This window comes from Massilia eburnea, assembly GCF_009720745.1.
GTDB classification, from domain to species: domain Bacteria; phylum Pseudomonadota; class Gammaproteobacteria; order Burkholderiales; family Burkholderiaceae_D; genus Rugamonas; species Rugamonas eburnea.
In genome coordinates, this window is sequence record NZ_WNKX01000030.1 from 1 (window position 1) to 23,176 (window position 23,176).

The 23,176-nt window shown below is 60.9% G+C and carries 16 protein-coding genes; 8 read left to right on the forward strand and 8 right to left on the reverse strand.

Annotation, left to right across the window (positions count from 1 at the left end; genetic code table 11):
* Positions 1–292, reverse strand: a 292-nt coding sequence (locus tag GM658_RS25210; protein ID WP_229417065.1) for a DUF4382 domain-containing protein, incomplete at its 3' end; no start/stop codon positions are given.
* Positions 293–443: 151 nt separating this feature from the next.
* The gene (locus tag GM658_RS25215; protein ID WP_155456831.1) at positions 444–779 is read right to left on the reverse strand and encodes a hypothetical protein; all 336 of its coding nucleotides are present in this window, start codon (positions 777–779) and stop codon (positions 444–446) included.
* Positions 780–983: 204 nt separating this feature from the next.
* Between GM658_RS25215 and GM658_RS25220 the strand changes: the two genes are divergently transcribed.
* From GM658_RS25220 to GM658_RS25230, 3 genes are all read left to right on the forward strand, one after another.
* Positions 984–1,421 carry a DUF4019 domain-containing protein gene (locus tag GM658_RS25220; protein WP_170298972.1) on the forward strand — a complete coding sequence of 146 codons (438 nt, stop codon included), beginning with the start codon at positions 984–986 and terminating at the stop codon, positions 1,419–1,421.
* A 266-nt stretch (positions 1,422–1,687) separates the two neighbouring features.
* Positions 1,688–7,696, forward strand: coding sequence for a YDG domain-containing protein (locus tag GM658_RS25225; protein ID WP_155456833.1), 6,009 nt, complete (start codon positions 1,688–1,690; stop codon positions 7,694–7,696).
* A gap of 41 nt (positions 7,697–7,737) precedes the next feature.
* Entirely contained in the window at positions 7,738–9,381 is a 1,644-nt protein-coding gene (locus GM658_RS25230; RefSeq protein ID WP_155456834.1) for a ShlB/FhaC/HecB family hemolysin secretion/activation protein, read from the forward strand.
* A gap of 7 nt (positions 9,382–9,388) precedes the next feature.
* Here GM658_RS25230 and GM658_RS25235 read toward each other — a convergent pair whose 3' ends face one another.
* The gene (locus GM658_RS25235; RefSeq protein WP_155456835.1) at positions 9,389–10,045 is read right to left on the reverse strand and encodes a hypothetical protein; all 657 of its coding nucleotides are present in this window, start codon (positions 10,043–10,045) and stop codon (positions 9,389–9,391) included.
* Positions 10,046–10,047: 2 nt separating this feature from the next.
* Positions 10,048–11,043 carry a hypothetical protein gene (locus tag GM658_RS25240; protein ID WP_155456836.1) on the reverse strand — a complete coding sequence of 332 codons (996 nt, stop codon included), beginning with the start codon at positions 11,041–11,043 and terminating at the stop codon, positions 10,048–10,050.
* A gap of 311 nt (positions 11,044–11,354) precedes the next feature.
* Here GM658_RS25240 and GM658_RS25245 point away from each other — a divergent pair, with 311 nt between their 5' ends.
* Positions 11,355–12,416, forward strand: a complete 1,062-nt coding sequence (locus GM658_RS25245) for a trypsin-like serine protease (protein ID WP_155456837.1) — start codon at positions 11,355–11,357, stop codon at positions 12,414–12,416.
* A gap of 45 nt (positions 12,417–12,461) precedes the next feature.
* On the opposite strand, the gene GM658_RS25250 is transcribed toward GM658_RS25245, so the two are convergent.
* On the reverse strand, positions 12,462–13,106 hold the full coding sequence (locus GM658_RS25250; protein WP_155456838.1) for a dihydrofolate reductase family protein: 645 nt from the start codon (positions 13,104–13,106) through the stop codon (positions 12,462–12,464).
* Between the two features lie 95 nt (positions 13,107–13,201).
* On the opposite strand from GM658_RS25250, the gene GM658_RS25255 reads away from it, so the two are divergent.
* The 4 genes from GM658_RS25255 (at position 13,202) to GM658_RS25270 (ending at position 18,116) form a co-directional block, all read left to right on the forward strand.
* A complete protein-coding gene (locus GM658_RS25255) occupies positions 13,202–14,041 on the forward strand; it encodes a universal stress protein (protein WP_155456839.1) in 840 nt (279 codons plus the stop codon).
* A gap of 16 nt (positions 14,042–14,057) precedes the next feature.
* Complete coding sequence (locus GM658_RS25260) at positions 14,058–15,668, forward strand: PHA/PHB synthase family protein (protein ID WP_155456840.1); 1,611 nt, start codon at positions 14,058–14,060, stop codon at positions 15,666–15,668.
* A 132-nt stretch (positions 15,669–15,800) separates the two neighbouring features.
* Positions 15,801–16,895, forward strand: coding sequence for a rod shape-determining protein RodA (rodA, locus tag GM658_RS25265; RefSeq protein ID WP_155456841.1), 1,095 nt, complete (start codon positions 15,801–15,803; stop codon positions 16,893–16,895).
* A 159-nt stretch (positions 16,896–17,054) separates the two neighbouring features.
* Positions 17,055–18,116: a M35 family metalloendopeptidase gene (locus tag GM658_RS25270; RefSeq protein WP_155456842.1), complete on the forward strand. Its 1,062-nt coding sequence runs from the start codon at positions 17,055–17,057 to the stop codon at positions 18,114–18,116.
* A 14-nt stretch (positions 18,117–18,130) separates the two neighbouring features.
* Here the strand turns inward: GM658_RS25270 and GM658_RS25275 are convergent, their stop codons facing one another.
* The 3 genes from GM658_RS25275 to GM658_RS25285 all read right to left on the reverse strand — a co-directional run bounded on the left by GM658_RS25275 (position 18,131) and on the right by GM658_RS25285 (position 23,122).
* The gene (locus tag GM658_RS25275; RefSeq protein ID WP_155456843.1) at positions 18,131–18,583 is read right to left on the reverse strand and encodes a hypothetical protein; all 453 of its coding nucleotides are present in this window, start codon (positions 18,581–18,583) and stop codon (positions 18,131–18,133) included.
* Between the two features lie 30 nt (positions 18,584–18,613).
* A complete protein-coding gene (locus GM658_RS25280; protein WP_155456844.1) occupies positions 18,614–20,863 on the reverse strand; it encodes a PAS domain S-box protein in 2,250 nt (749 codons plus the stop codon).
* A gap of 111 nt (positions 20,864–20,974) precedes the next feature.
* Entirely contained in the window at positions 20,975–23,122 is a 2,148-nt protein-coding gene (locus tag GM658_RS25285; RefSeq protein ID WP_155456845.1) for a hypothetical protein, read from the reverse strand.
* Between the last annotated feature and the right edge of the window lie 54 nt (positions 23,123–23,176).

Genomic DNA, 23,176 nt, shown 5'->3' on the forward strand with positions numbered 1-23,176 from the left:
CCAGGGCGCCGTTGTTCAGGTTGAGCAGGTTGATCTTGCGCGCCGGCGACAGGGTGATATCGGTCCAGCCGCCATCGGTATCGCTGGCGGAAGCGCTGGAATTGATGCGGACCTTGGAAACGGTCACGTTGACGGCGTCAAAGCCGCAGGCCGGCGCGTCAGTCAGCGACACGCCCACCGTGCCGAGCGTGACGGAAGGCTGCGAGCTGCCGCCACCGCCGCCGCAGGCGGCAAGCAGCATCGGAAAGAGCGCTATCCCGAGTGCTCTCAATTTGAATAATTTGTTGGTCATGATATTGCTCCGCACAGAAGTTGAAAGTCTTGATTTTTAGTCTATGAAAACTCAGCCGAGGCGCTTCCGGTCCGAGCTTCATACACGTACAACGAATCGCAACTGTGATTTCTTCCATCCGAAGCAAAGTTTTTTCCAGGACAGCTTTGAATCAATCAACTTCAAGCGGTGCACCCGCAGGCGATGCACAGGATGATTCTTCGCCCGCTTGCTTCGATCGGCGCTGCTGCAGCCAGTCAAAAATGTCTTTCATCTCGCCAGGTTCGGAGTCATCCACCGTAGGCGCGATTTCCTTGCTTTGCTCAAGCGTCTGGCGGATCTTGCCCTCGCCGGAAAGCAATCGTTGAATGATGGGACCGGGAACTCGCTCGTGTACCAGATACAGAATGGCATAGCGCCAGCCGCATTCGTCAGCAAGGTCAAGCGCCTGATCGATGACGCAAGTGAGACACGAGCTACTCCGGCGCTCCTGAAGGTCTGATCGCATAATCGCCTCCAATCCTCGAACCGAGTGATGAGGACACCTTAGCATGTTCATCCGATGAGGATGATTGAAGATTCATATTGCTCATGTGTCGGACCCAATATTCGGCATTTGGGACCGCCCATTCTGCAATTCGTCCCAAGACCTGCAATCAGGCGTACGAAGTCGCTTAAACTGCGCTCACTTCAACTCACCCGGTATACGTCCATGAAAAAACTGCACGCCAGCGCCCTCGCCGCGCTCCTGCTGATCACGACCACGGCATTCGCCCAAAGCCCGAAGGAAACGGCCGATGCGCGAGTCGCTGCCGAACGCTGGATGAAGCTCATGGATACCGAGGAATATTCAGCAGCCTGGAACACCGGCGCCGCGAGCATGCGCAAGGACATGCCGAAGCTTGCCTGGAACCTGCTCGCGAATACCGTCCATCTGCCGCTTGGCGCTGCAAAGAGCCGCACGTTCAAGTCTTCCGACGCAATCGCCGCCACGGCTCAAAAGCCGGCTTCGATTACCCTTACCTATGTCGGTGAATATGAGAAGAGTCATAATGTTCTCGAGAAAGTCACTACCGTGCAGGAAGCGGATGGCCAATGGCGCGTTTCAGGCTTCTCTTTCAGTGCCGATGCCGAGAAGAGTGCCAAGTAGTCGGGAAGATTAGAAAATGAAAGCTGACGGGTAAACCCAACGCCCGTCACTTTCGGGCGAAGTTTCCCTGTGAAAACTCGTTACCGCATTGTAATATTCACCTTGCCTTACAGAAATTCGCACTCCTGGTGACGCCCTACCTCCGCGCACCACCAACGCCGCATTGGCGACCCTACACACAGCCCACATCCTGCTGTCCGAGCCCGGCCCCGTGAATCACCACGCGTCTGCCAGGTCGTTACATCTCATCGTTACGAGGTAGCGTTATGAACAGGATTTTCCGAGTGGTGTGGAATGCCTCCTTGGGCATGTGGCAGGTTCGATCCGAACTGGGCGGCGCCTATGGCAAGGCCAGCACTTCCCGTACTGCGCGCCGCGCGCTGACTGCCGCTGGCCTGGCACTGCTTGGTGCGGCTGCCAGCGCGGCTGAGTTGCCGAAAGGCGGCATGGTGGTCGCGGGACAAGGCACCATCGCCCAGTCCGGCAGCACCATGACGATTAACCAAGGCAGCGCGAAACTCGCGATCGACTGGAATTCCTTCTCCATCGGTCAGGGAAATACCGTCAATTTTGTTCAGCCCTCCTCTGCTTCCGTGGCGCTGAACCGCGTCACCGGCACGGACGTGTCCACAATCCATGGCGCGCTGAAAGCGAATGGCCAGGTATTCCTGCTGAACCCGAACGGCGTCCTTTTCTCACCGACTGCGCAAATCAACGTCGGTGGCTTGCTGGCGTCGACGCTGAGCATGAGCAACCAGGACTTCATGTCAGGCAATTACAAGCTGCAGGGCGAGAGCACCAGCGCTGTCATTAACCAGGGCAATATCAAGGCATTCAACGGTGGCTCGGTCACGCTGGTGGCTGCGCATGTGAGCAATGTTGGTGAAATTTCCGCCGACCGCGGCAATATCCTGCTGGGCTCTGGCAGCGAAGTGCTGCTCGACCTGGGCGGACCAGTCAAACTGCAAATCCAGCGCGGCGCCGTCGAGGCGCTGATCGAAAACGGCGGCGCACTGCGTGCCGATGGCGGCACCGTCCTGATGACGGCAAAAGCCGCCGGTGACCTGTTGAGCACCGTGATCAACAACAGCGGTGTCGTCCAGGCGCGTACCATGACGACCGGCGAGCAAGGGCAAATCATACTGCTGGGCGATATGCAGAATGGGCGCATCGACATCGCCGGCAAACTGGATGCGAGCGCACCGCAAGGCGGAAACGGCGGCTTCATCGAAACCTCGGCTGCAGATGTCGCCACCGCGCGCAGCGTTCAAATCGATGCCAGCGCAGCGCATGGCCAGGGTGGCCATTGGCTGATTGACCCATACAACTATACGATCGACGCGAATGCTGCGAGCAATATCGTAGGCGCCCTGAACGCGGGCACCAGCGTAACGGTCACCACCCAGAGCAGCAGCTCGAGCTACGGTTCCACCGGCGGCGGCAGCGGCGACATTACCGTCGCCAGCGCAATCAGCAAGAGCGCCGGCGGCGATGCGACGTTGACACTGCGTGCCGACCGCAATATTGCGGTCAACAGCGACATTACTTCGACGCTCGGCAAACTGGGAATAACGCTGAGCGCTGGCAATGCCGCCGGCGCGACCGTAGGCGGTGTCGACGTCAACGCCAACCTGAAATCGAATGGCGGCAATATCATGATCGGCGGCGGCAACGGTACCGCCGTCTATGGCATGGCTTACGCACTCAATTCGAGCAACACAACGGCGGCGGTAGTGATTGAACGAGCGAAATCCATCCTCTCCACCGGGGGAAATATTGTCATTAACGGCAAATCGCTGGTCGGTTCAAACAGTGGCAATTATTCCGGCACGACCGGCGGCGTCTATATCATGTCCGATGCAACACTGAATTCCGGCAACGGCAACTTGTTCATCACGGGCGTCAGCACCGGCGGCAGCAAAACCTTCGGCGTGGCGTTTGAAGGCGCGTCGGGCACGTTGACTACGGTGGGTAATTCGGCTGGCGGCGGCATGCTGCTGAACGCCGTCAACACCACTGCGGGCAATACGCAAGCAGCACTGGACCAGGGCGCGATTGGCATGGTCTCTTACGGCAACCGCGCAAGGATCGCATTCCAGGGCAACTCGGTGGCCAGCTGGCTGGTGTTCGTGAATGGCGCCCCCCAGTTGTCGGCCTACACGCAATCGCCACAGCTCTCCAGCTGCGCCTCCCCTTATCCGAATTGCGGTACGCTGGTGATCCCGGGCTCGAATAACAGTTACCTGTACGCGACTTACCAGGCTGTCAGCATGTCCACCCAGCCGATTTACGTGATCCAGAATGCGGCTGGCAGCAAGACCTATGACGGCAACAATACCGCGACCGGCCTGACCTTCTCGACCCTCGGCGGTCCAAACGGCTTCTCCGTATCGTCGCTGGCGCCTGCCGTCGCCTACACCACCAGCAGCAAGAATGCAGGCTACTACGTCAACCTGAATGCGGACGCGAATAATCCGACCAGCTATACCAGCGGCGGCACTAGCTACTCGGTGGGTTATTTCAATACGGGAAGCTACACCATCACGCCGAAAACCCTGACCCCGATCGCTGCAAACAAGGTATATGACGGTACCACTGCCGCCGCCGTGTCCGCCACCGGCGTCATCGCTGGCGACAGTGTGAGCCTGAGCGGCAACGGCGCTTTTGCCAGCAAGGACGTCGGCAACTATTCGGTCAACATCAGCAACATCGTATTGGACGGCACGGACGCCGCAAACTATGCGCTGGCCAGCACTTCCGCCAGCGCCACGGCCAGCATTACTGCGCGCAGCGTCGCCATTGCAGCCAGCAAAACCTATGACGGCGCCACCGGCATGGGAGGCTATGTGACGTTCGGGAACCTGGTGGATGGAGAAAGCCTGAACTACAGTGGCGCTACTGCCAACAGCGCGAACGCCGGTACGGCGAGCTTCATCAATGCGATCACTTTGCAGAACGGCGCCAACGGCCTCGCATCGAACTACGTCCTCCCCAGCCTGGCGTCCGCATCCGCTGCCAATACGGCGTCCATCACGCCCAAGGCGCTGACCCTGACCGGACTCACCGCAAGCAACAAGACCTACGATGGAACCACCGGCGCAACACTGAACGGCGGGACCCTGTCCGGCCTTGTCGGCGCTGAAACCCTGAATTTGAGCGGCTTGACTGGTGCGTTCGTCGACAAGAACGCCGGTTCCGGCAAAACGGTGCTGGTCAGCGGCCTGGCTTTGACCAGTGGCACTGGCCTGGTGTCGAACTACAGCATCAGCAGCCCAAGCGCTGTAACGGCTTCGATCACGCCACGCGCCACTTCGGTATCGGGCATCACGGCTTCGGATAAAACTTATGACGGCACTGCTTCCGCCCAACTCAATACAAGCAATGCGGCCTTCTCCAACCTGGTCAGCGGCGACGCCTTGAGCGTTTCGGCCACCGGTGCATTCGCCAACGCCAACGCCGGCGCCGGCAAGGCGGTCAATATCAGCAGCACCTACGGCGGCAACGAGTCCGGCAATTACACGATCACAGACCAGTCCAGCACGACCGCTTCCATTGCCCGCAAGGCGCTTGCCTTGACGGGGCTCACCGCAAGCAATAAGACCTATGACGGCAACACCAGCGCTGCATTGAGTGGAGGCGCCCTGAGCGGCCTCGTTGGCACGGAAACCCTGAATTTCTCAGGCTTGGCCGGTACCTTCGCAGATAAGAATGCCGGCACCGGAAAATCGGTCAGCGTGAGCGGCTTGACCCTGGCTGACGGCACTGGTCTGGCCTCGAACTACAGCATCAGCAGCCCTTCTGCCCTGACGGCTTCTATCACGCCACGCGCCACGACGGTCTCGGGCATCACTGCGTCTGACAAGGCCTACGACGGTAGCACGAGCGCACAGCTCAACACCGGCAATGCACTCTTCTCCAACCTGGTAGACGGCGACGTCCTGACCATCTCCGCCAGCGGTGCATTCGCCAATGCCAACGCCGGCAGCGCCAAGACCGTCAGTATCAGCAGCACTTACGGCGGGGCGGACGCCGGAAATTATGCCATCACCAGCCAGGCAAGCGCGTCGGCCACCATCGCGCGCAAGGCCTTGACCCTGACCGGCCTGGCAGCCAGCGATAAGACCTACGACGGCAACACCAGCGCGGCACTCAGCGGCGGTACGTTGAATGGCCTGGTTGGCGCCGAAACTCTGAACGTTTCTGGCCTGACCGGCGCATTTGCCGATAAAAACGTGGGAACGGGCAAGGCGGTGAGCGTCAGCGGCGTGGCTTTGTCTGACGGCACCGGCCTGGCCGCCAATTACAGCATCAGCAACCCAACTGGCCTGGCTGCATCGATCTCGCCTCGCGCGACGACCGTCTCGGGCATGACAGCATCAGACAAGACTTATGATGGCAACACGACTGCACAGCTGAATGTGGCCAATGCGGTGTTCTCCAACCTTGTCGACGGCGACTCCTTGAATGTATCAGCCGCTGGCGCCTTCGCCAATGCCAATGCCGGCAGCGGAAAAACCGTCAATATCAGCAGCACCTATGGTGGTGCGGACTTGGGCAATTACGCGATAACCGGCCAGGCAAGCGCCACGGCTTCGATCGCCCGCAAGGCACTGACCCTGACTGGCCTTGTAGCCGCCGATAAGACCTACGACGGCAATACCAGCGCTGCCTTGTCGGGCGGCAGCCTGAATGGCCTGGTTGGCGCCGAAACCTTGAACGTTTCGGGCCTGACTGGCGCATTCGCTGACAAGAATGCGGGTGCCGGCAAGTCCGTCACTGTCAGTGGAGCGACTTTGTCCGACGGCAGCGGCCTGGCCTCGAACTACAGCATCAGCAATCCAGGCGGTCTGACGGCATCGATCACGCCAAGGGCGACGACGGTATCGGGTATTACCGCCGCCGGCAAAACCTATGATGGCGCCACCACGGCGCAAGTGAATACGAGTCATGCAGTCTTCTCCAACCTGGTGGATGGCGACTCCGTGGGCCTCTCGGCTGCTGGTACGTTTGCTGATGCGAATGCCGGCAGCGCGAAAACCGTCAATATCGCCAGCACTTACAGCGGTGCCGACGTAGGCAACTACGCGATCACGGACCAATCGGCCACCACCGCTTCGATTGCGCGCAAGGCATTGACGATCGTCGGCATGACGGCAAACGACAAGACCTACGACGCAAGCACTGGTGCGACCGTGAGCGGCGGTTCCTTGAGCGGCCTGGTTGGGGCGGAGACCCTGAATTTCTCCGGACAGAGCGCTGTGTTTGCCGATCGTAATGCCGGCAACAGCAAGGCAGTCACTGTCAGCGGTATCGGCTTGGCTGATGGCACAGGCCTGGCATCGAATTACGAGCTGGCTACACCTACCGGGCTGACTGCTTCGATTCTGCCCAAGGCGCTGGCGGTCAGCGGTGTGGTCGCGGCTAACAAAGTTGAAGATGGGAATACTGTCGCGGCATTGACCATGCATGGCTCGCTGGCGGGTGTTGAAGCTGGTGATGCGGTCCACATTGACGGCGGTTCGGCGGCGGCACAATTTGCGCAAAGTGCGCCTGGCACGGGAATCGCGGTCAACGTTTCCGGCCTCGCGCTGGCCGGCGCTGACGCGCATAACTATAGCCTCGCAGGTACCGCTGCGACCACGGCCAACATCACCTCGGCCCCAGTGCCGGCGCCAATATCAGCGCCCGTGGCTGTAGCGGTTCCTGAGCCTGTACCTGTCGTGGCGCCGGCTCCTGTGCCGAACCCGGTACCAGTGCCGGAAGTCGCTTCTGTTCCGGTTTCCGTGCCGGCGCCAGCGCCGCAAGTCGCTCCGCCTCCGGTGATCATTCAGGCTCCGGTCCCGGCATCCATTCCAGTGGTAACGCCCCCGCCGGCGCCAGTACCGGCTCCCGCCCCAGCGCCAATTCCAGTTCCAGAGCCAGTGGTAGCCCAGGTTCCATTAGTCACGCCCGCACCTGCACCAGCGCCTGTCGTGCTGCCTTCGCCAGCACCTGACACCCGGGCAGCTATTTCGGCGCAAGTCGCGAGCCCGGCGCTCCAGGGCGGCATGACGCCCGCCTTGCCCTCCTTGAGCGTTGGCGGCCTGAACTACACCGACGTCAGCGAATCGAGCAACGTGCCGGCAAATTCGGCCAACCGCGAGCATATGCCGGCAACCCAAAGCCTGACCGCTGGGCGCGACGTCAAGTTCCTGAGCGTCTTCGTGGTCTCTGGCGGCATCCAGATGCCCGCTGCCGCAACCTCCAATAACACTTCGACAAGTGAGCAAAAGTAACGATAGAATGGTTTGCCAATCAGACAGCGTTGAAAGCCGACATGAGACCAGCTAACAGCATTCTGACCACGAGCCTTCTCTCCATTTTTGCCCAGGCAGCCCTGGCGCAGCAAAGTTCGCAGCCCTTGCAGGAAAACGGGCAGCGGGCGCTGAAGGAGCCCTCTCCTTCAGCCCCGCTGGCGATGCCTGCCGCGCCGCCGCCGGCGCAAATCCCTCCGGGCGGCGTTACAGTGACGCTTAAGCAGCTAACGATCCATGGCAATTCCCGGATCCCGCAAGAGGAACTGCTGCGCGTATTGGGCCCTGTCGTGGGACAAACCATCGACTTTGCAGGCTTGAGCGCCCTGGCCGACAAGCTTTCTGCTTACTACCGCGCAGCAGGCTATCCTTTTGCGCGGGCCTACCTGCCGCAACAGGACTTGCAACAAGGCGAGCTGCGGATCGAAGTCCTGGAAGGCCGCTACGGCAAGATCACTGCCCACGGCGACCCAAACCTTAGTCCGGCGGCACAGCACTTCCTGTCGTCCTTACAGCCTGGCAGCGTAATTGAAAGCCACCAGCTGGAACGCGTCACCTTGATCCTGGACGACCAGCCAGGCGTACGCAGCACCCCCGTGGTCCGACCTGGCCAAGACGTCGGCACGGGCGACCTGGCGATTGAAGTGCAGCGCGATCACCGTTATGCCGGCGAGGCCGGCATCGACAACGACGGCACCCGTTACACCGGCCGCACGCGCGGCCATTTAAGCCTGGATGTGGATAGCCCATTCACACTTGGCGACCAGTTATCCATGCAAGGCATGTACACCAACGAAAGCATGTGGTTCGGTTCGGCCAGCTACGCATTGCCCCTGGGAGCTTCCGGCCTGCGCGGCCGCATCAGTTACGCCCGGTCCTACTATGCCCTGGCGGACAGCTTCGCGGCCCTCAAGGCCGACGGTACCGCCGACGTCAGCAGCGCAGGGCTCAGCTACCCGCTGATCCGTTCGCAGCGCCGCAATATAACCCTGTCCGGCATGCTGGAACACAAGCGCCTGCGCGATCGCCAGGGGGCGACCGATAGCAGCAGCGCTAAATCCAGCAACAGCATTCCACTCTCCGTCAATTTCGACGTGCGTGATGCATTGCTGCGCGGTGGAGTGAGCTATGGTGCATTGACCTGGACCTATGGCCGCCTCAATCTTGACGGCGCCTTGCTGTCGACCGATGCCACCACGGCGCGCAGCGCAGGCCATTTCTCCAAACTGACACTGGACCTGGCACGTATCCAGTCCGTCGCAGAACATGTCGATGCGTACGGCAGAATTTCCGCCCAATGGGCCAACAAGAACCTGGATTCTTCCCAAAAGTTCGGCCTGGGTGGCCGCAACGGCGTGCGCGCCTATCCCGGTGGCGAGGGCTACGGCGACGCCGGCGCCATGATGCAGCTCGAATTGCGCTATGCCGCCGGGCCCTGGATGCCTTATGTTTTCCATGACGTTGGCCGCATCAAAGCCAACCACAGTCCGTGGACCACAGACCCCAACCACCGTACGCTCGCCGGCGCCGGACTGGGCCTGCGCTATGACAACCGGGCGTTCAACGCTTCGCTGATCGCAGCCTGGCGGACCGTGGGCGGCGCACCGCGTTCGGAGCCGCACAACGGCCAGCCCATGGTCTGGGCCAGCCTCGGATACCGCTTCTAAGCGCACATCAAGGATACAGCTGGCCGCAGAACCAGGTGGACGCTTCCACCCAGTCGCCGGAACCGCCGCCGCCCCACCCTTCATTGACGTAGAAGAAGCGGTCGGTCACCGTTTCATCCCAGCAGAAGATGAAGCATTTGCGCACGGTGCGCTGCTGCCAGGCATAGCCGAATGCCAGCGGATAGTGGCTCAGCCAGCCGGTGCCGATGATAGCCGGCGTATGGCGGTTGGCAATCGAGGAAATTGCCTGGTCGCGCAATCCGTCTTCGCTGATGCCGAGCGAGTTCCAGTTCGCCTGCATCGTCGCGCCGGTGCGTCCGTTCAGGTATTGCGCGGCGCCCGGCATATCCCATGGACAGGTCGCGCCGGAACCAAAGGAGCAGAAAGTGTGCACCTCGCCGTTCAGTTCGCGGATCACATTATTGACGCCATTGTCCTGGTAGAGCGGCGCCGTGGCATCGTTGCCGCGGCCACCATCCTGGCGGTAGATGCCAGTGCGCGGGGACCAGTAAGCGTTGCCATTGGCGGCTTGGTGATCCGCCCAGCAGAACAGCATGGCCCAGGCGACGGGGCCGCAACCGACTGCGCAGCCGTTGTAGTCGAACTGGTTGTATGCAGGTTGCTGGCCGCCGCCGCCGGCTGCCCAGTAATAAGTCCAAGCCATGTTTATTTACCTCCTGCCAGTTGTGGGACCAGGTGTGGCGCCACGTCGCGTTTGTTGGATGGCGTGCCGCGCGGCACGATGAAGTAGTTCAGCGTCTCGCTGCTGCCGTCGACGTATTTGATTTCGAGCATGAACGACAGTTCATTCTTTGCTCCCGATGCTTTTGCTTCCAGCGTTACGGCGGCGGCCTGGCGGTCAAGCATCGTCATTTGAACGAACTTGGCGCCTTCGCCACTCAGGGTGGCGGATCCGGGCTGGAGCAGCGCGACCGTCATCGTCTGGCCTTCATGGATGCCTTCACCGAAGGTGTCGATCAATTCCTCGGTATCCCAATGGCCACGGGCATGCTCGGCCAGCTTTTGCAGGTGGGGCTTGAAGGTTTCCGGGAAGGCCTTCTGCGCCTCGTGCCAATCCTTCCAGCCGGATGCCTTGATGCCGTGGGTGGAACGGTCATTCTTGACGGCCATGAGCTTCGGCGGCGTCTTGTCGTCATCGGTCCTGTGTTCCGGTTCAGCGCGGAATTCGCCCAGCGGCGCGGCGCCCTGCATGCCAGGCGCAGTTTCAATCTTGGGCGGGAACTGTCCGATATGCGACGCGTAATTGCCCTTCATGTCTTCCGCTGCATAGGCCAGCGAGTCGAGTTTGTGGACCTTGGCGATGTTCTTGCCATTGCCTTTTGCTTCCAGGGCGTAGCTGGGCGGCTCGGTGTCCAGGCTCCAATGGGGAATGGGCACATCGTGCGCGCCGGTCGACAGCATCATGAATCCCAGGCCGCTGCTTTTGCCGGCATGGCCGCGCGCTTTGGTTTCCTTCATGCCCTTGACTTCAATTTCCCAATACGCCACGCCATCCATGTCCGGCCGATAGACGGGGCATGCCCTGTCGCCAAGGCGCATCTGGTCGTGGCCGGCCGCCATGTCGGTGCCACGGATCGATTCCAGGTGATTGGCGGCGCGCCGCCGTAGGCTCAGCGGTACTTCGCTCATCTTGACTCGCATGTTCAAAATCCTCCTTTGTTGTTCACGCCGCGTTGTGCAGTGCGATGTCCTGCACTTTAGGCATTTGGGCAGCCAGGAGGATCCGTGCTGGTACCTAAGTTTTGGTCTTTGCGGTACCTAAACTTTGGCTCGTTTGCAAATGTAATTATGTGCAATGGAATGTCGGAAATCTTTACATTTCCTCAACCCACAACCCTGCGGATTTCAGCAAGTGCCTGAAAGAAAAGATAATTTTCCTTCAGGCATGATTTCTGCTAGACATTGCCAGTGTGCTATTACATATAGTGCAATTATTCTAGGGAGATATAGACGTGGCAAAACAGATTTCAAAAAAACTGGTCGGCGTAGCACTGGCATTGGCTGCCATCAGCGGCACTGCACAAGCGACGCCAGGCGGCATCATCACCCCGCTGATCACTTCCGGCGCCCTGCCAGACTCGCCGGCGGCGCACGTTGACGCCAATGTGCCGAACTCACCGTTTTCGGGCGTGGTGAGCATCAACATCCGTTATGACGGCCAGAGCTACATCTGCTCGGGCACCCTGGTCGGCAAGCGCCAGGTTGTCTCCGCTGGCCATTGCGTGGATACCACCGGCAACGGTACCCTGATTGACCTGAACAAGCCTGGCAGCGATGTGCGCGTGGTGTTCAACGCCACCTCCTCGGGCCCGGGCAGCAATGTGATCACGGCCACCAAGGTGCAGATGAACCCGAACTATGCTGGTTTCGGCCATTGCCCGGCTGGCGTTCCAGGCTTCTGCGTGAATGACGACCTGGCTGTGATCACCCTCGGCCAGGATGCGCCGGCTTCGGCCAAGATTTACAAGATCGCCGGCCAGCAACTGGAAGCGAACACCCGCATCATCATGGCTGGCTACGGGCTGTCCGGCGACGGTATCAACGGCTACACCATTGACCCTAGCTTCCGTGTCAAGCGTACCGGCGAAAACGTCGTCGACCTGTTCGATGGCGACGACGAGAACGGTTTTGGCGGCGCGCGCGAGGTCTGGTACGCCGACTTTGACGGCAATGGCCACGACACTTTCTGCGAATGGGGCCTGGCGTGCTCGCAGCAGCTGCCTAACAACCGTGAATCCGGCATTGGCGGCGGCGATTCCGGCGGTCCATCCTTCATTGAACAGTATGGCGAACTGATGCTGATCGCGACCAACACCTTCGGCGGCACGCCTGATGGCATTACCAAAGGCGCTTTCGGCACCTACTTTGGCGGCATTGCGCTGCACAGCTACCTGAACTACCTGGTCGAAGCGACCGACGGCGCGGCACAAGTTGTTCCTGAGCCTGCTACCACGGCCATGTTTGGCCTGGGCCTGCTGGCCTTGGCCGGCGCACGCCGCCGCAAGCAGCGCTAATCCGCTGCCTGCCAGACGATGAAGGGCGGCTGCGGCCGCCCTTTTTCATGTTTTGCTGATAAGCAGGTGGGTTGCTGCGGCGCTGGCTTCGCGGCGGACAACTGAGTAGCCGAGCTGCTTCAGGTCGATTCCGGCAAACAGCGGCTCGCCCGCGCCCAGCAGGATCGGCGACTGCACGATATGCATCTCGTCGATCAAGCCTGCGCGCAGGTATTGGCGGATGGTTTCCGCACCGCCGCCGATGCGCACGTCCTTGCCGCCGGCGGCTTCGCGCGCGAGCCGCAGTGCTTCTTCGTAGCCGCCTGTGACGAAGTGGAAGACCGTGCCGCCTTCCATCACCAGTGGCGGCCGCGCATGATGGCTCAAGACGAAGACCGGCGTATGGTACGGCGGGTTGGGCCCCCACCAGCCGCGCCAGCTTTCATCCGGCCACGGCCCGCGCACGGGGCCAAACATGTTGCGGCCCAGGATCCAGGCGCCGAGATTCTCCATCCCGCGGCTGGCAAAATCGTTATCCAGGCCCAGGCTGCCCTCCCCGCCGCCATGCATGGACTGGAACGTATGGGTCGGGAAAAACCATTGGTGCAGTTCTTCGCCGCCCTTGCCCAGCGGGTTTTCAAGGCTCTGCTCCGGCCCGGCACCGAAACCATCCACGCTGACCGCAAAACACGCCACTCGCAGCTTGCTCATTGCAACCTCTCCGATTAGATTGAAATTGACCCAGATCATGCCGAGTATTTGCGTAAACGCCTAGACTTTTTCCCATCCAACCTCCGGAGGCCGCCATGGGATACAAGACCGTCGTCGTGCACATTAACAGCTCCTCGGATACCGAGCGCCGGGTGCGCCTTGCAGCCCAGATCACCCGGATGGCGAACGGGCACCTGGTGGGATCGGCCATGAGCGGGATTTCCCGCTACCTGTACGCCGACCATGCTACTGCAATGGGCGTCGGCATGGCCGCACAATGCATGGACGAAGCGCGCGAAAATGCCCGCGCCAACCTGAGACGCTTCGAAAACCAATGCCAGATGCTCGACATGCCCTCATTCGAAGCGCGCCTGATCGACGACCAGGCCGCGGACGGCCTTGTCTTGCAATCGCGCTACGGCGACCTGATCGTTTTGGGGCAGGTGAACCCGGACGATCCCATTTCGCCGATGGAAGAAGAAACACCCGAATATGTCGCCATCAACAGCGCCCGCCCGGTGCTGGTCTTACCTTATGCCGGCCATTTTGAGGCGCCCTTCAAGCGCGTGCTGGTGGCATGGGACGGCAGCATGGAGGCTACACGCGCTGTCACGGCAGCCATTCCGCTGCTGCAGAAAGCTGGCAAGGTGACGCTGGCAGTGTTCAACGCCGGCCGCCAGCCGGACACCCATGGCGGCGAACCCGGCGCCGACATCGCCTTGTATCTGGCACGCCATGACATCGAGGTCGAAGTGTCGTCGCAGGTAACCGCCATCGACATCGGCTCGGCCCTGCTGTCGTATGCAGCAGATATCGACGCCGACTTGCTGGTCATGGGTTGCTATGGCCACAGCCGCTTCCGCGAGATCATGCTGGGCGGCGCAACACGCACGATACTGCAAAGCATGACGCTGCCGGTGCTGATGGCGCATTAGGTCTATACTGGCCCGCATGCCGAATCCTTTCGCCCAGGTTGCTGCTGCCTGGCTGGCCCATCCCATGGAACTGGCCCGAGCGTGGCATGAATTGGCCACAGTTGCCTGGGCCACAGGCATGCCTGCGCCGGTGGCCGAAGCCGCGGAAGGCGATGACCGCTTTACCGATCCAACCTGGCGTAGCAATCCCTTCTTTCATGGCTTGATGCAACAATACCTGGGCTTTACACGCACCCTGGAACGGCAGGTCTATGACACGCCTGGCGTGTCCGAACGCGAGGCCCGCAGCGCCGCCTTCTGGCTGCGCCACTGGTGCAATGCAGTCGCGCCCAGCAACTTCGCGCTGACCAACCCGCAAGTGCTGCGCCGTGCCTTCGACTCCGGCGGCGCCAGCCTGCGGCAAGGATTCGAAGAATGGCTGCGTGATTTGCTGGCGGGCGACTTGCGCATGGTGGATCCGGCCCATTTCGAACTTGGCCGCGACCTGGCTGCGACGCCGGGCCGGGTGGTCATGCGCAACAGCCTGATGGAATTGATCCAGTACGCGCCGGTCCGGACGCAAGTACGCAGTATGCCGCTGGTGCTGGTGCCACCATGGATCAACAAATACTACATCCTCGACCTGACGGAACGGCAAAGCCTGGTGCGTCACCTGGTGGAACAAGGCTTCGACGTTTTCATCGTCAGCTGGAAGAACCCCGGCGCCACCATGGCTGGCGTGACGTTCGAAGATCACCTTTTCGATGGCATCCTGGCCGCGATTGAAGCCGCGCGCACCATCGCCGGAGTGCCGCAGGTGCATGCGGTCGGCTACTGCATCGGCGGTACCTCGCTGTCGGCCTTGATGGCGTGGCTGAACCAGCGCCACCGCTCGGCGCGCCAGGTCCCTGTTGCGCATTGGACGCTGTTGGCTACCCTGACCGACTTTTCCAAACCGGGCGACATCGCGAGTTTCATCAATGACGACACCGTTGCAATGCTCGATGGCCTGATGGCGCGCCAGGGCTTCCTGGATGCGCAGCAGATTGGCTGGAGCTTCCGCATGCTGCGCCCGAATACGCAGATCTGGCGCTACGTGGTGCACAAATACCTGCTTGGCGAACCGGCGCCTGCGTTGGCTCCGCTGGCCTGGAATGCGGACGGCACCCGCCAGCCGCGCGCCACGCATGCATTTTGCCTGCGCGAGCTTTACCAGGACAACAAGCTGGCGCAGCCCGGCCGGCTGGACATCCGCGGCCAGAAGCTCGACCTTGGACGCATCCGCCAACCCTTGTACGCCGTTGGTGCCGTCGCCGACCATATCACGCCCTGGCGAAGCACCTATCGCAGCGCGGCGCTCGTTGGGGCGCCGGTGCGCTATGTGCTGACTGCTTCCGGCCATATCCTTGGCATCATCAACCCTCCTGGCGGCAACGCCAAGCAGCAATTCTGGTCGGCGCCATTGATTTCGGGGCGCGACGCCAAGGATTGGCTGGCTGTCCAGACGCCTACCGCAGGATCGTGGTGGCAGGATTGGACGCAATGGCTGCACGCGCGCTGCGGCGCAATGAGAACACCCGCGGCGCAAGCGCACCCGGACTATCCCTGGCTGTGCGATGCCCCTGGAAACTACGTGCGCGAACATTAGCCATGACCTTATAATTTCGGCCATGGAAAAAGAACAGAAACAATTTCGCCGCCGCCTTGCCGTGCTTGGGGTGCTGACATTTTCAGGCTTCGCCATCCTGGCCGGCCGCGTGATCTGGCTGCAGGCTTTTCAATGAATGGGAATACTCCCTTCTGGCGCCGCCTGCAGCCGGTGCTGGCTGTTGACGGGCCTATGCTGGCCATCGTTGCGCTGCTGATGTCTGCTGGCCTGCTTACACTGTTTTCCGCCTCCGCCGATTTTCCGGGTCGCTTCGAACTCCAGCTGCGCAATGTGCTCACGGCGCTGCTCCTTATGTGGGGCGCTGCAAACATCCCGCCGCAGGCCCTGATGCGCCATGCGGCGCCGCTCTATGGCATGGGCGTAGCGCTGTTGACTGCCGTTTTCCTGTTCGGCGTGACCAAGAAGGGCTCCACGCGTTGGCTGCATATCGGCCATGATTTCCAGCCTTCGGAAATGATGAAGATCGCCATGCCGATGATGCTTGCCTGGTTCTTCCATCGTGCCGATGGCGCCAGAGGCTGGCAGGTATTCGTCGCGGCAGCGATGCTGCTGGCGATTCCGGTCGGGCTGATCGCCAAGCAGCCTGATTTTGGCACGGCGATGCTGGTGCTTGCCGCAGGCTTCTATGTGATCGTGCTGGCCGGCCTGTCCTGGCGGGTGTTGGCCGCGCTCGGCGTGTGCGGGGCGGCTGCCGTGCCGCTGGTCTGGCAGCTGCTGCATGACTTCCAGCGGCAGCGCGTCCTGACCTTCCTCGACCCGGGGGCCGACCCCATGGGGAAAGGCTTCCAGATCACCCAGGCCATGACAGCCATCGGCTCCGGGGGCATGACAGGGCGCGGCTGGATGGATGGCACGCAAGGAAGGCTCGGATTCATCCCGGAGCGCTCCACAGATTTTATTTTTTCGGTCTTTGCCGAGGAATTCGGCCTGCTCGGCGGGATCGTGCTGTTGCTGCTGTATTCCCTGCTGATTGCACGTGGGCTGCAGATTGCCGCCGGCGCCACTACCCGGTTTTCGCGGCTGTTGGGCGGCGCGATCACCATGATCCTGTTCACCTATGCCTTCATCAATATCGGCATGGTATGTGGCGTGGTGCCGGTGGTTGGCGTCCCGCTGCCCTTCTTCAGCTACGGCGGCACTGCTTTGGGGACGCTCGGCCTGGGGTGCGGCATTTTGATGGGCATCCGCCGCCAAAGCCTCGCCTGAGCCTGTTACAAATGTCCGATTCAAGACAAGCCGTTACGGGCGTAACGGAATTGTTGTTGATTTGTTGACAGCATTTGCGCTCCCGACGATTTCGGTTGAACTGCCGCGCCTGCACCGTCAAGATAGCCAGACCCCAACCACAACAGGACGGAGAGACCGATGAACTGGAAAAATCTTGGCGGCTTTGTACTCGCAGCATCGTTCAGCCTGGGCGCCTACGCGGCCGATGGCCTGACTGCCAGCATCAGCATGGACAAGCGCGCGCTGGGCCCGCGCGATGACGTCGTGGTCCACGTGACCCTGACCAATACTTCGTCCGTTCCCCAATACCTGCTGAAATGGCATACGCCATTTGGCGACATCGAAGAATCGCTGTTCGACGTTACCCGCGACGGCGTCAAAGTGGAATACGAAGGCATGCACGCCAAGCGTCCGGCGCCGACAGCCGCCGACTATTACGTGATCCAGCCGGGCAAGTCCTACAAAGCCAATGTCGAGCTGTCCCAGATGTATAACATGAGCATCTCGGGCGATTACACCATCCGTTACAGCACCAAATCGGCCAAGCTGTTCAGCAACGTCGACCCTGCTGGCAAAGCTGTCGACAAGAAGCAATCGGATACCCTGCAGTCGGAAGCGCTGAGCATTTCGATTGAAGGTACGCTGCCGCGCGGCACCCTGTCCAAGGCGCCAACCCAGCCGCAAGGCGTGGGCAGCCTGTCCTTCAACAAGTGCACCGCCTCACAGCAGGCCGATATCGTCACCGCCAAGTCGACTGCACAGAGCATGACCAATGACGCCAACAGCTACCTGGGCGCCAACAAGACCGGCCAGCGCTACACCAAGTGGTTCGGCACGGTGACTTCCAGCCGTTATTCGACCATGCAGGCCCACTTCACGGCGATCAAGGATGCATTCGACAACAAGCCGGTAACCGTCGATTGCGGCTGCAAGAAAACCTACTACGCCTACGTCTACCCGACCCAGCCATACACCATCTATGTGTGCAAAGCCTTCTGGAGCGCACCGATGTCGGGGACCGATTCCAAGGGCGGCACCTTGATTCATGAAATGAGCCACTTCAACGTGACTGCCGGCACCGACGACCACGTCTACGGCCAGACCGCTGCCGCCAACCTGGCCATCACCAATCCCGACCAGGCGATCGACAACGCTGACAATCACGAATATTTCGGCGAAAACACCCCTGCCCTGCCTTAACCAGGGCGCGCCGCTCATCGGCCGGTATGCACGAAGCTTACCGGCCCCTCGATGAGCGGCATTTCTTTCCCCTCCATGAGGTAGTGGCCAGTGTAGCTGATGGTGTACGCGTGGCGGCCTTGCCTGAAGGCGTAGGCGCGCGACAAGTCAATCGTGTTGCTGCGGCGGGCGCCCGGCGCCATGGCCAGGTAGTCTTCCTCGGCTAACGGCCCGCGCTTGACCATGATGCCCTGGTACTGCAGCAGCTGTCCGGTTTCCGCATCGCGGACTTCGAAGAGCTTGCCGAACATTTCCTCTTCTGTAGCGATTGCGCGCGGCACCTTCACCGTTTGCGGCATGTGGTTGGCCAGCGCGATGTGGAGCACCGCGTGGCCTTCCACATCTTGGACCGAAAATCGAATGTCCAGCACCTTTGGCTCTCCGGAAAGCGCGCCCAGCGCTAGCAAGGCAGCAAGATTGATTTTCACTCCAGACTCCGTTACACGTGAAACTTTTGCTTAGCGAGCTTGTTCCAGCGCTTCTCCCACCACGTCGAGGAATTCCTCGATATTCAACGGTTTGGTGAGATAACGGAAGAAACCGGCTTCAAGGGCTGCCGCCACGTCAAGCGGCATCGCGTTGGCGGACAGCGCAATGATGGGAATTTCGCTCGTGGCCGGATCCAGCCTCAGGCGCCGCTGGGCTTCCCGCCCGCTGATGCCTGGCAGGTTCATGTCCATTAATATCACATCGGGGCCGAACTCGCGCGCCATTGATACACCTGTATGTCCATCGGTGGCGGACAGCAGGTCGATGTCCAGATGCAGCTTGACGATTTCCTGCACCAGCTTGAGGTTGGCCGGATTGTCCTCCACATACAACAGCAAAGGCTTGTTGTGATGGATGCGCGCAGCGGGCGCCTGCGACGGCGCATTCATCTCCTGGCCCGGCAACTGCTGCGGCGCGGTAATCTCCAACTCAACCGTAAAAGTGCTGCCTTGCCCGACGGCGCTGGTGACGTGAATGGTCGCGTTCATCAGCTCGGCCAGGCGTTTACTCAGCACCAGGCCGATGCCACTGCCTTCTTCCGAACCGCCTTCCTGCCCCAGCCGATTAAATGGCTGGAACAGCCCGGCCAACTGCTCGCCGTTCAGCCCAGGGCCGTCGTCTCGCACCGAAAGCCAGGCCCGACCCGCGTCGCCCAAGCCGACCGAAATCCAGACGTGCCCCCCCTTGCTGTTGTACTTCACGGCGTTGCCCATCAGGTTGAGGAGGATCTGCCGCAAACGGATGCGGTCGGCCTTGACATACAGTCCGCTAGGCTCTGAAAGGTAGAGCGTGACGTTGCGCGCGTCAGCCATCGCTTCGATCATTCGTCCCGCCTCATGCACCAGGTCATCCAGCGCCACCGGTTCCAGCGAAAGCGTAACGGCCCCCACCTCGATCTTCGCCAGGTCCAGGGTTTCGTTGATCAGGTGCAGCAGGTGCTGCCCGGCCTGCACGATATTGCCCGCGAAGGCATAGCGTTGCTGCTGGGATAGGGGCAGCTTTTCGTTGTGCAAGAGCTGTCCGAAGCCCAGGATCGCATTCAATGGGGTGCGCAACTCATGTGACATGCTGTGCAGGAAGCGGTCTTTTGCCTTGCTGGCCTGCTCAAGTTCCAGTTTTTGCTCGAGCAGCTTGTGCTCGATCTGGCGGCGGCCGCTGATGTCGCGGATGGCGCTGGAAACCAGCAATTCGTCTTCTGTTTTCAAAGGGCTGAGACTGATTTCCACCGGGAATTCGGAACCGTCCCGCCGCATCGCATACAACTCGGTGCCGGCCCCCATGGCTCGCGGTTGCGCCTTGTCGAAAAAGCTGCTGCGCGCAGCAGGATGGCGCCCGGCAAAGCGCGCCGGGATCAGGATTTCGATGGGCTTGCCCAGCAATTCCTGGCGCGGATAGCCAAACAACTGCTCAGTCTGCGTATTGACCAGCACAATCTCACCGCGCGCATTGACGATCACCATCGGGTCCGGCGCCGATTCGAGCAGGCCGCGGAATTTCTGCTCGGCCTTCTTGCGGTCACCGATATCGCGGATGGCGCTCATGACAATGGCGCCCTCTTCCATCTGGATCATGCTCAGGCTGATCTCGACGGGGAACTCCAGCCCATCCTTGCGCAAACCATACAATTCCAGCCCGGCGCCCATGGTGCGCGTGCGCGGCTGCACGAAATACTGGGCCCGGTGCGCGACATGTCCGCCGCGGAAACGGTTGGGAAGCAACACTTCCACCGGCTTACCCAGCAGCTCCCGCGGTTCAAAGCCGAACAGGCGCTCGGCCTGGCTGTTCACCAGCACGATACGGCCGGTCGAATTGGCCATCACGATTGCGTCTGGCATCGATTCCAGCAAGCCGCGATAGCGCGATTCCACCTGGCGGGCGTCGCGCAAGGCCTTGGCATCGGTGATGTCCTTCTGGCTGTGGATGATGTACTCGATTTCGCCTTGCGCTGTGTAGACCGGCTTGCAGGCGGCGCCGACATAGACGGCCTGGCCGTCCTTGCGCCGCCGCAGGTATTCAAAATCGGCGCCGAACTCCTGCCGCACCGGGTGGCCCGGCATGCCAATCAGTTCTGCCAGCCTGTGGCCGCGCGTTTCCTCGGGCCGGTAGCCGTAAATCTCTGTCGCGCCCTTGGTCCAGAATATGACAGTGTCATGGGCATCGGTGGCTATGATGCCGCCGGGGGCTTCTTCCAGGATGAACTTGCCCAGGTCAGTTTGCATTTTTGGTCTCTTAACGGACTCAGCGGAACCAATTGTAAGCGAATTCAGGCGAAAAAAAACCGCCTGCCCTTGCGGGCGAGGCGGTCCAGGGCGCGGGGGTGCGCTCTTAAATTACCAGGAGGCTTTCAAGGTATAGGTTCCGCTGGTCGAACCGGTTCCACCTGCGTAGTAGTACACCTTGGCGTACCACGTTACAGCAGTCGAGCCGGTGTTGGCGCGCGTTACGGTATCGGCCTGGCCGGTACCGTTCACGCTCGATGCCAGCTGGGTGCCTGCGCTGTTGTACAACTTCAGGTCGTAGTCGGACGAGGCGTTCGGGGTCATGACTGCGGTCAAAGTCTTGCCCGCTGGAACGGTGATCGCAAAGTAGTCTGCGTCGGTGCTGGACGACATGTTGGCGCTGGCCGTAGTGCACGACTGGGTGATCGGATTGGCAGTCGCAATGCTGTTGTTGCTTTCCGTCTCATTCATGCTCACTGGCGTGCAGGTAGCCGACAGGATGTTCTGCGCCTCGAACTTGGCCTGGAAAGTGTTGGCGTAAGTCAGGTCCGACGGGAACAGGGTCTTGGCGGCATTCACGATCGCAGTCGCCATGGCTGGCATCTTCACGTTCGAACCCAGGCCGAAGTGCGCTTCCAGGATGATCTGGTCGATGTTGGCGCGCGGCTTGCCGGCGGCAATCAGGGACACCATGGAAGCGTACAGCGGCGCCGACCACAGCTCATCGGACTGGAAGGTGACGCCGTTCTCGGTGACCGAAGTGTGTGCGGCATAGGTCTTGGCGCTGTTGTATTTTGCATCGGTACGGTTCAGCATGCGGCCAGCCCAGCAGGAGCCGTGGCCGTCCCAGCTGAAGGCCCATTCAGGGTGGTAAACCTGGCCGTTCGGGGTGCTGTAGGAATACGAAGCGGCCCAGTAGTCGCCGAAGCCCTCGCCCATGGCGCCGGTGTCGCCGCCGGACCAGCTGGAGTCGATGCTGGCCTGGATGCCATGGCCGTATTCGTGCAGGATCACGTCGGCATCTTCGCTGTCGTTGACGCAGCCGTGGCCGAAGGCCAGGTAGCCGGTCGCGCCGGTGCCGCTGAAGTGCGAGTTGTCGTCGCCATTCACGCCGTTGGTATCGACGTCCATCGAACGATTCAGGATGGACTTGGTGCCGGTGAAGCCGAGCGACTGGATGTAGCGCTGGCTCTGGTCAAGGTGGAAGTAGACGTTGGTGTCATCGAAGGCATCGTTGCCGCGCTTGGCAGTCCACACGCCGTTGGTGGTGGTGCTTGGCGCAGTGTTGGGCGATTCGATATCCTTGATGTTGACGTATGGGCCGGTCAACGAATAAACGCCGGAGGTCACGGTCAGGTCGCGCAGCGTCTTGGTCGAATAGGCTGCATCGAAGGCGGATGCGGCGGAAGTATCGGTCAGTGCATCGGTGTTCAGCACGGTACGAGGATCAGGGTCGAAGGCATAGCCGCTGCCGTTGATGCCCGATGGGGCGAGGGTCACCGGCGCGGTGCTGCCCGCCTTGAGCGTGCTGCTGCCGGATTGGGCCTTGCCGGCCTCGAAGGCTGCCTGGGTCGCAGCCTTGCGGTCCATGGCCTGGCCTGGCGCCGCGGCGCGTGCTGCGAGGCTGCGTTCGCCGCTCTTGCTGGAGCGTGGCAGCGAGGTGCTGTAGGAATCGATGACGCTGCCGTCATGCGCATTCAGGTATTGCACGAAACCACCGGTCGGCATTTCAGCTTCGATGCTGACCTTGCGCGCCAGTTGCACGCCATCCTTGGTTGGCACCCACACCAGGCTGGTGGAAGGAACGTGGACCAGCTTGTGCTGGACGTTCATGTTCTTCCAGCCCTTGTCCAGTGCTTCGTCTTCGCTGATCTGGGATTTGTTGTAGAGCTGGTTCACCGCATCGGCGTCCACGTGGGCCGAGATGTGGCGGGTTTCATTGAAAATCTTTTGCAGGTCGCCGTTCTTGCCGATCGAAACGATGATCTGGGCGCGGTCTACCGGCAGTCCGCGCAGCATTTGCTGGTAGTAGTAATGTTTACCTGTCAGCGATTCCTTGACTTCCACCAGTTGCAGGTTGTTCAGGCTGGCTGGCAGGCCGAAGCGCGACGCGTGCAGTTTCAGCACGCCTTCTGCGGAAGCGGCCTTGGTATTGGTGAAGACAGTCAGGTTGTCGACGGTTTTTTCGCCGGCCTGGGCCAGTCCGGCGCAAGCCAGCATGACCATGGATGCAATCGTGGTACGGGTGGTGTGACGCATGTCGTATGTCTCTCCTGTAGCAGTATGTAGGTGTATTTTTATGAGCCCCGCCGG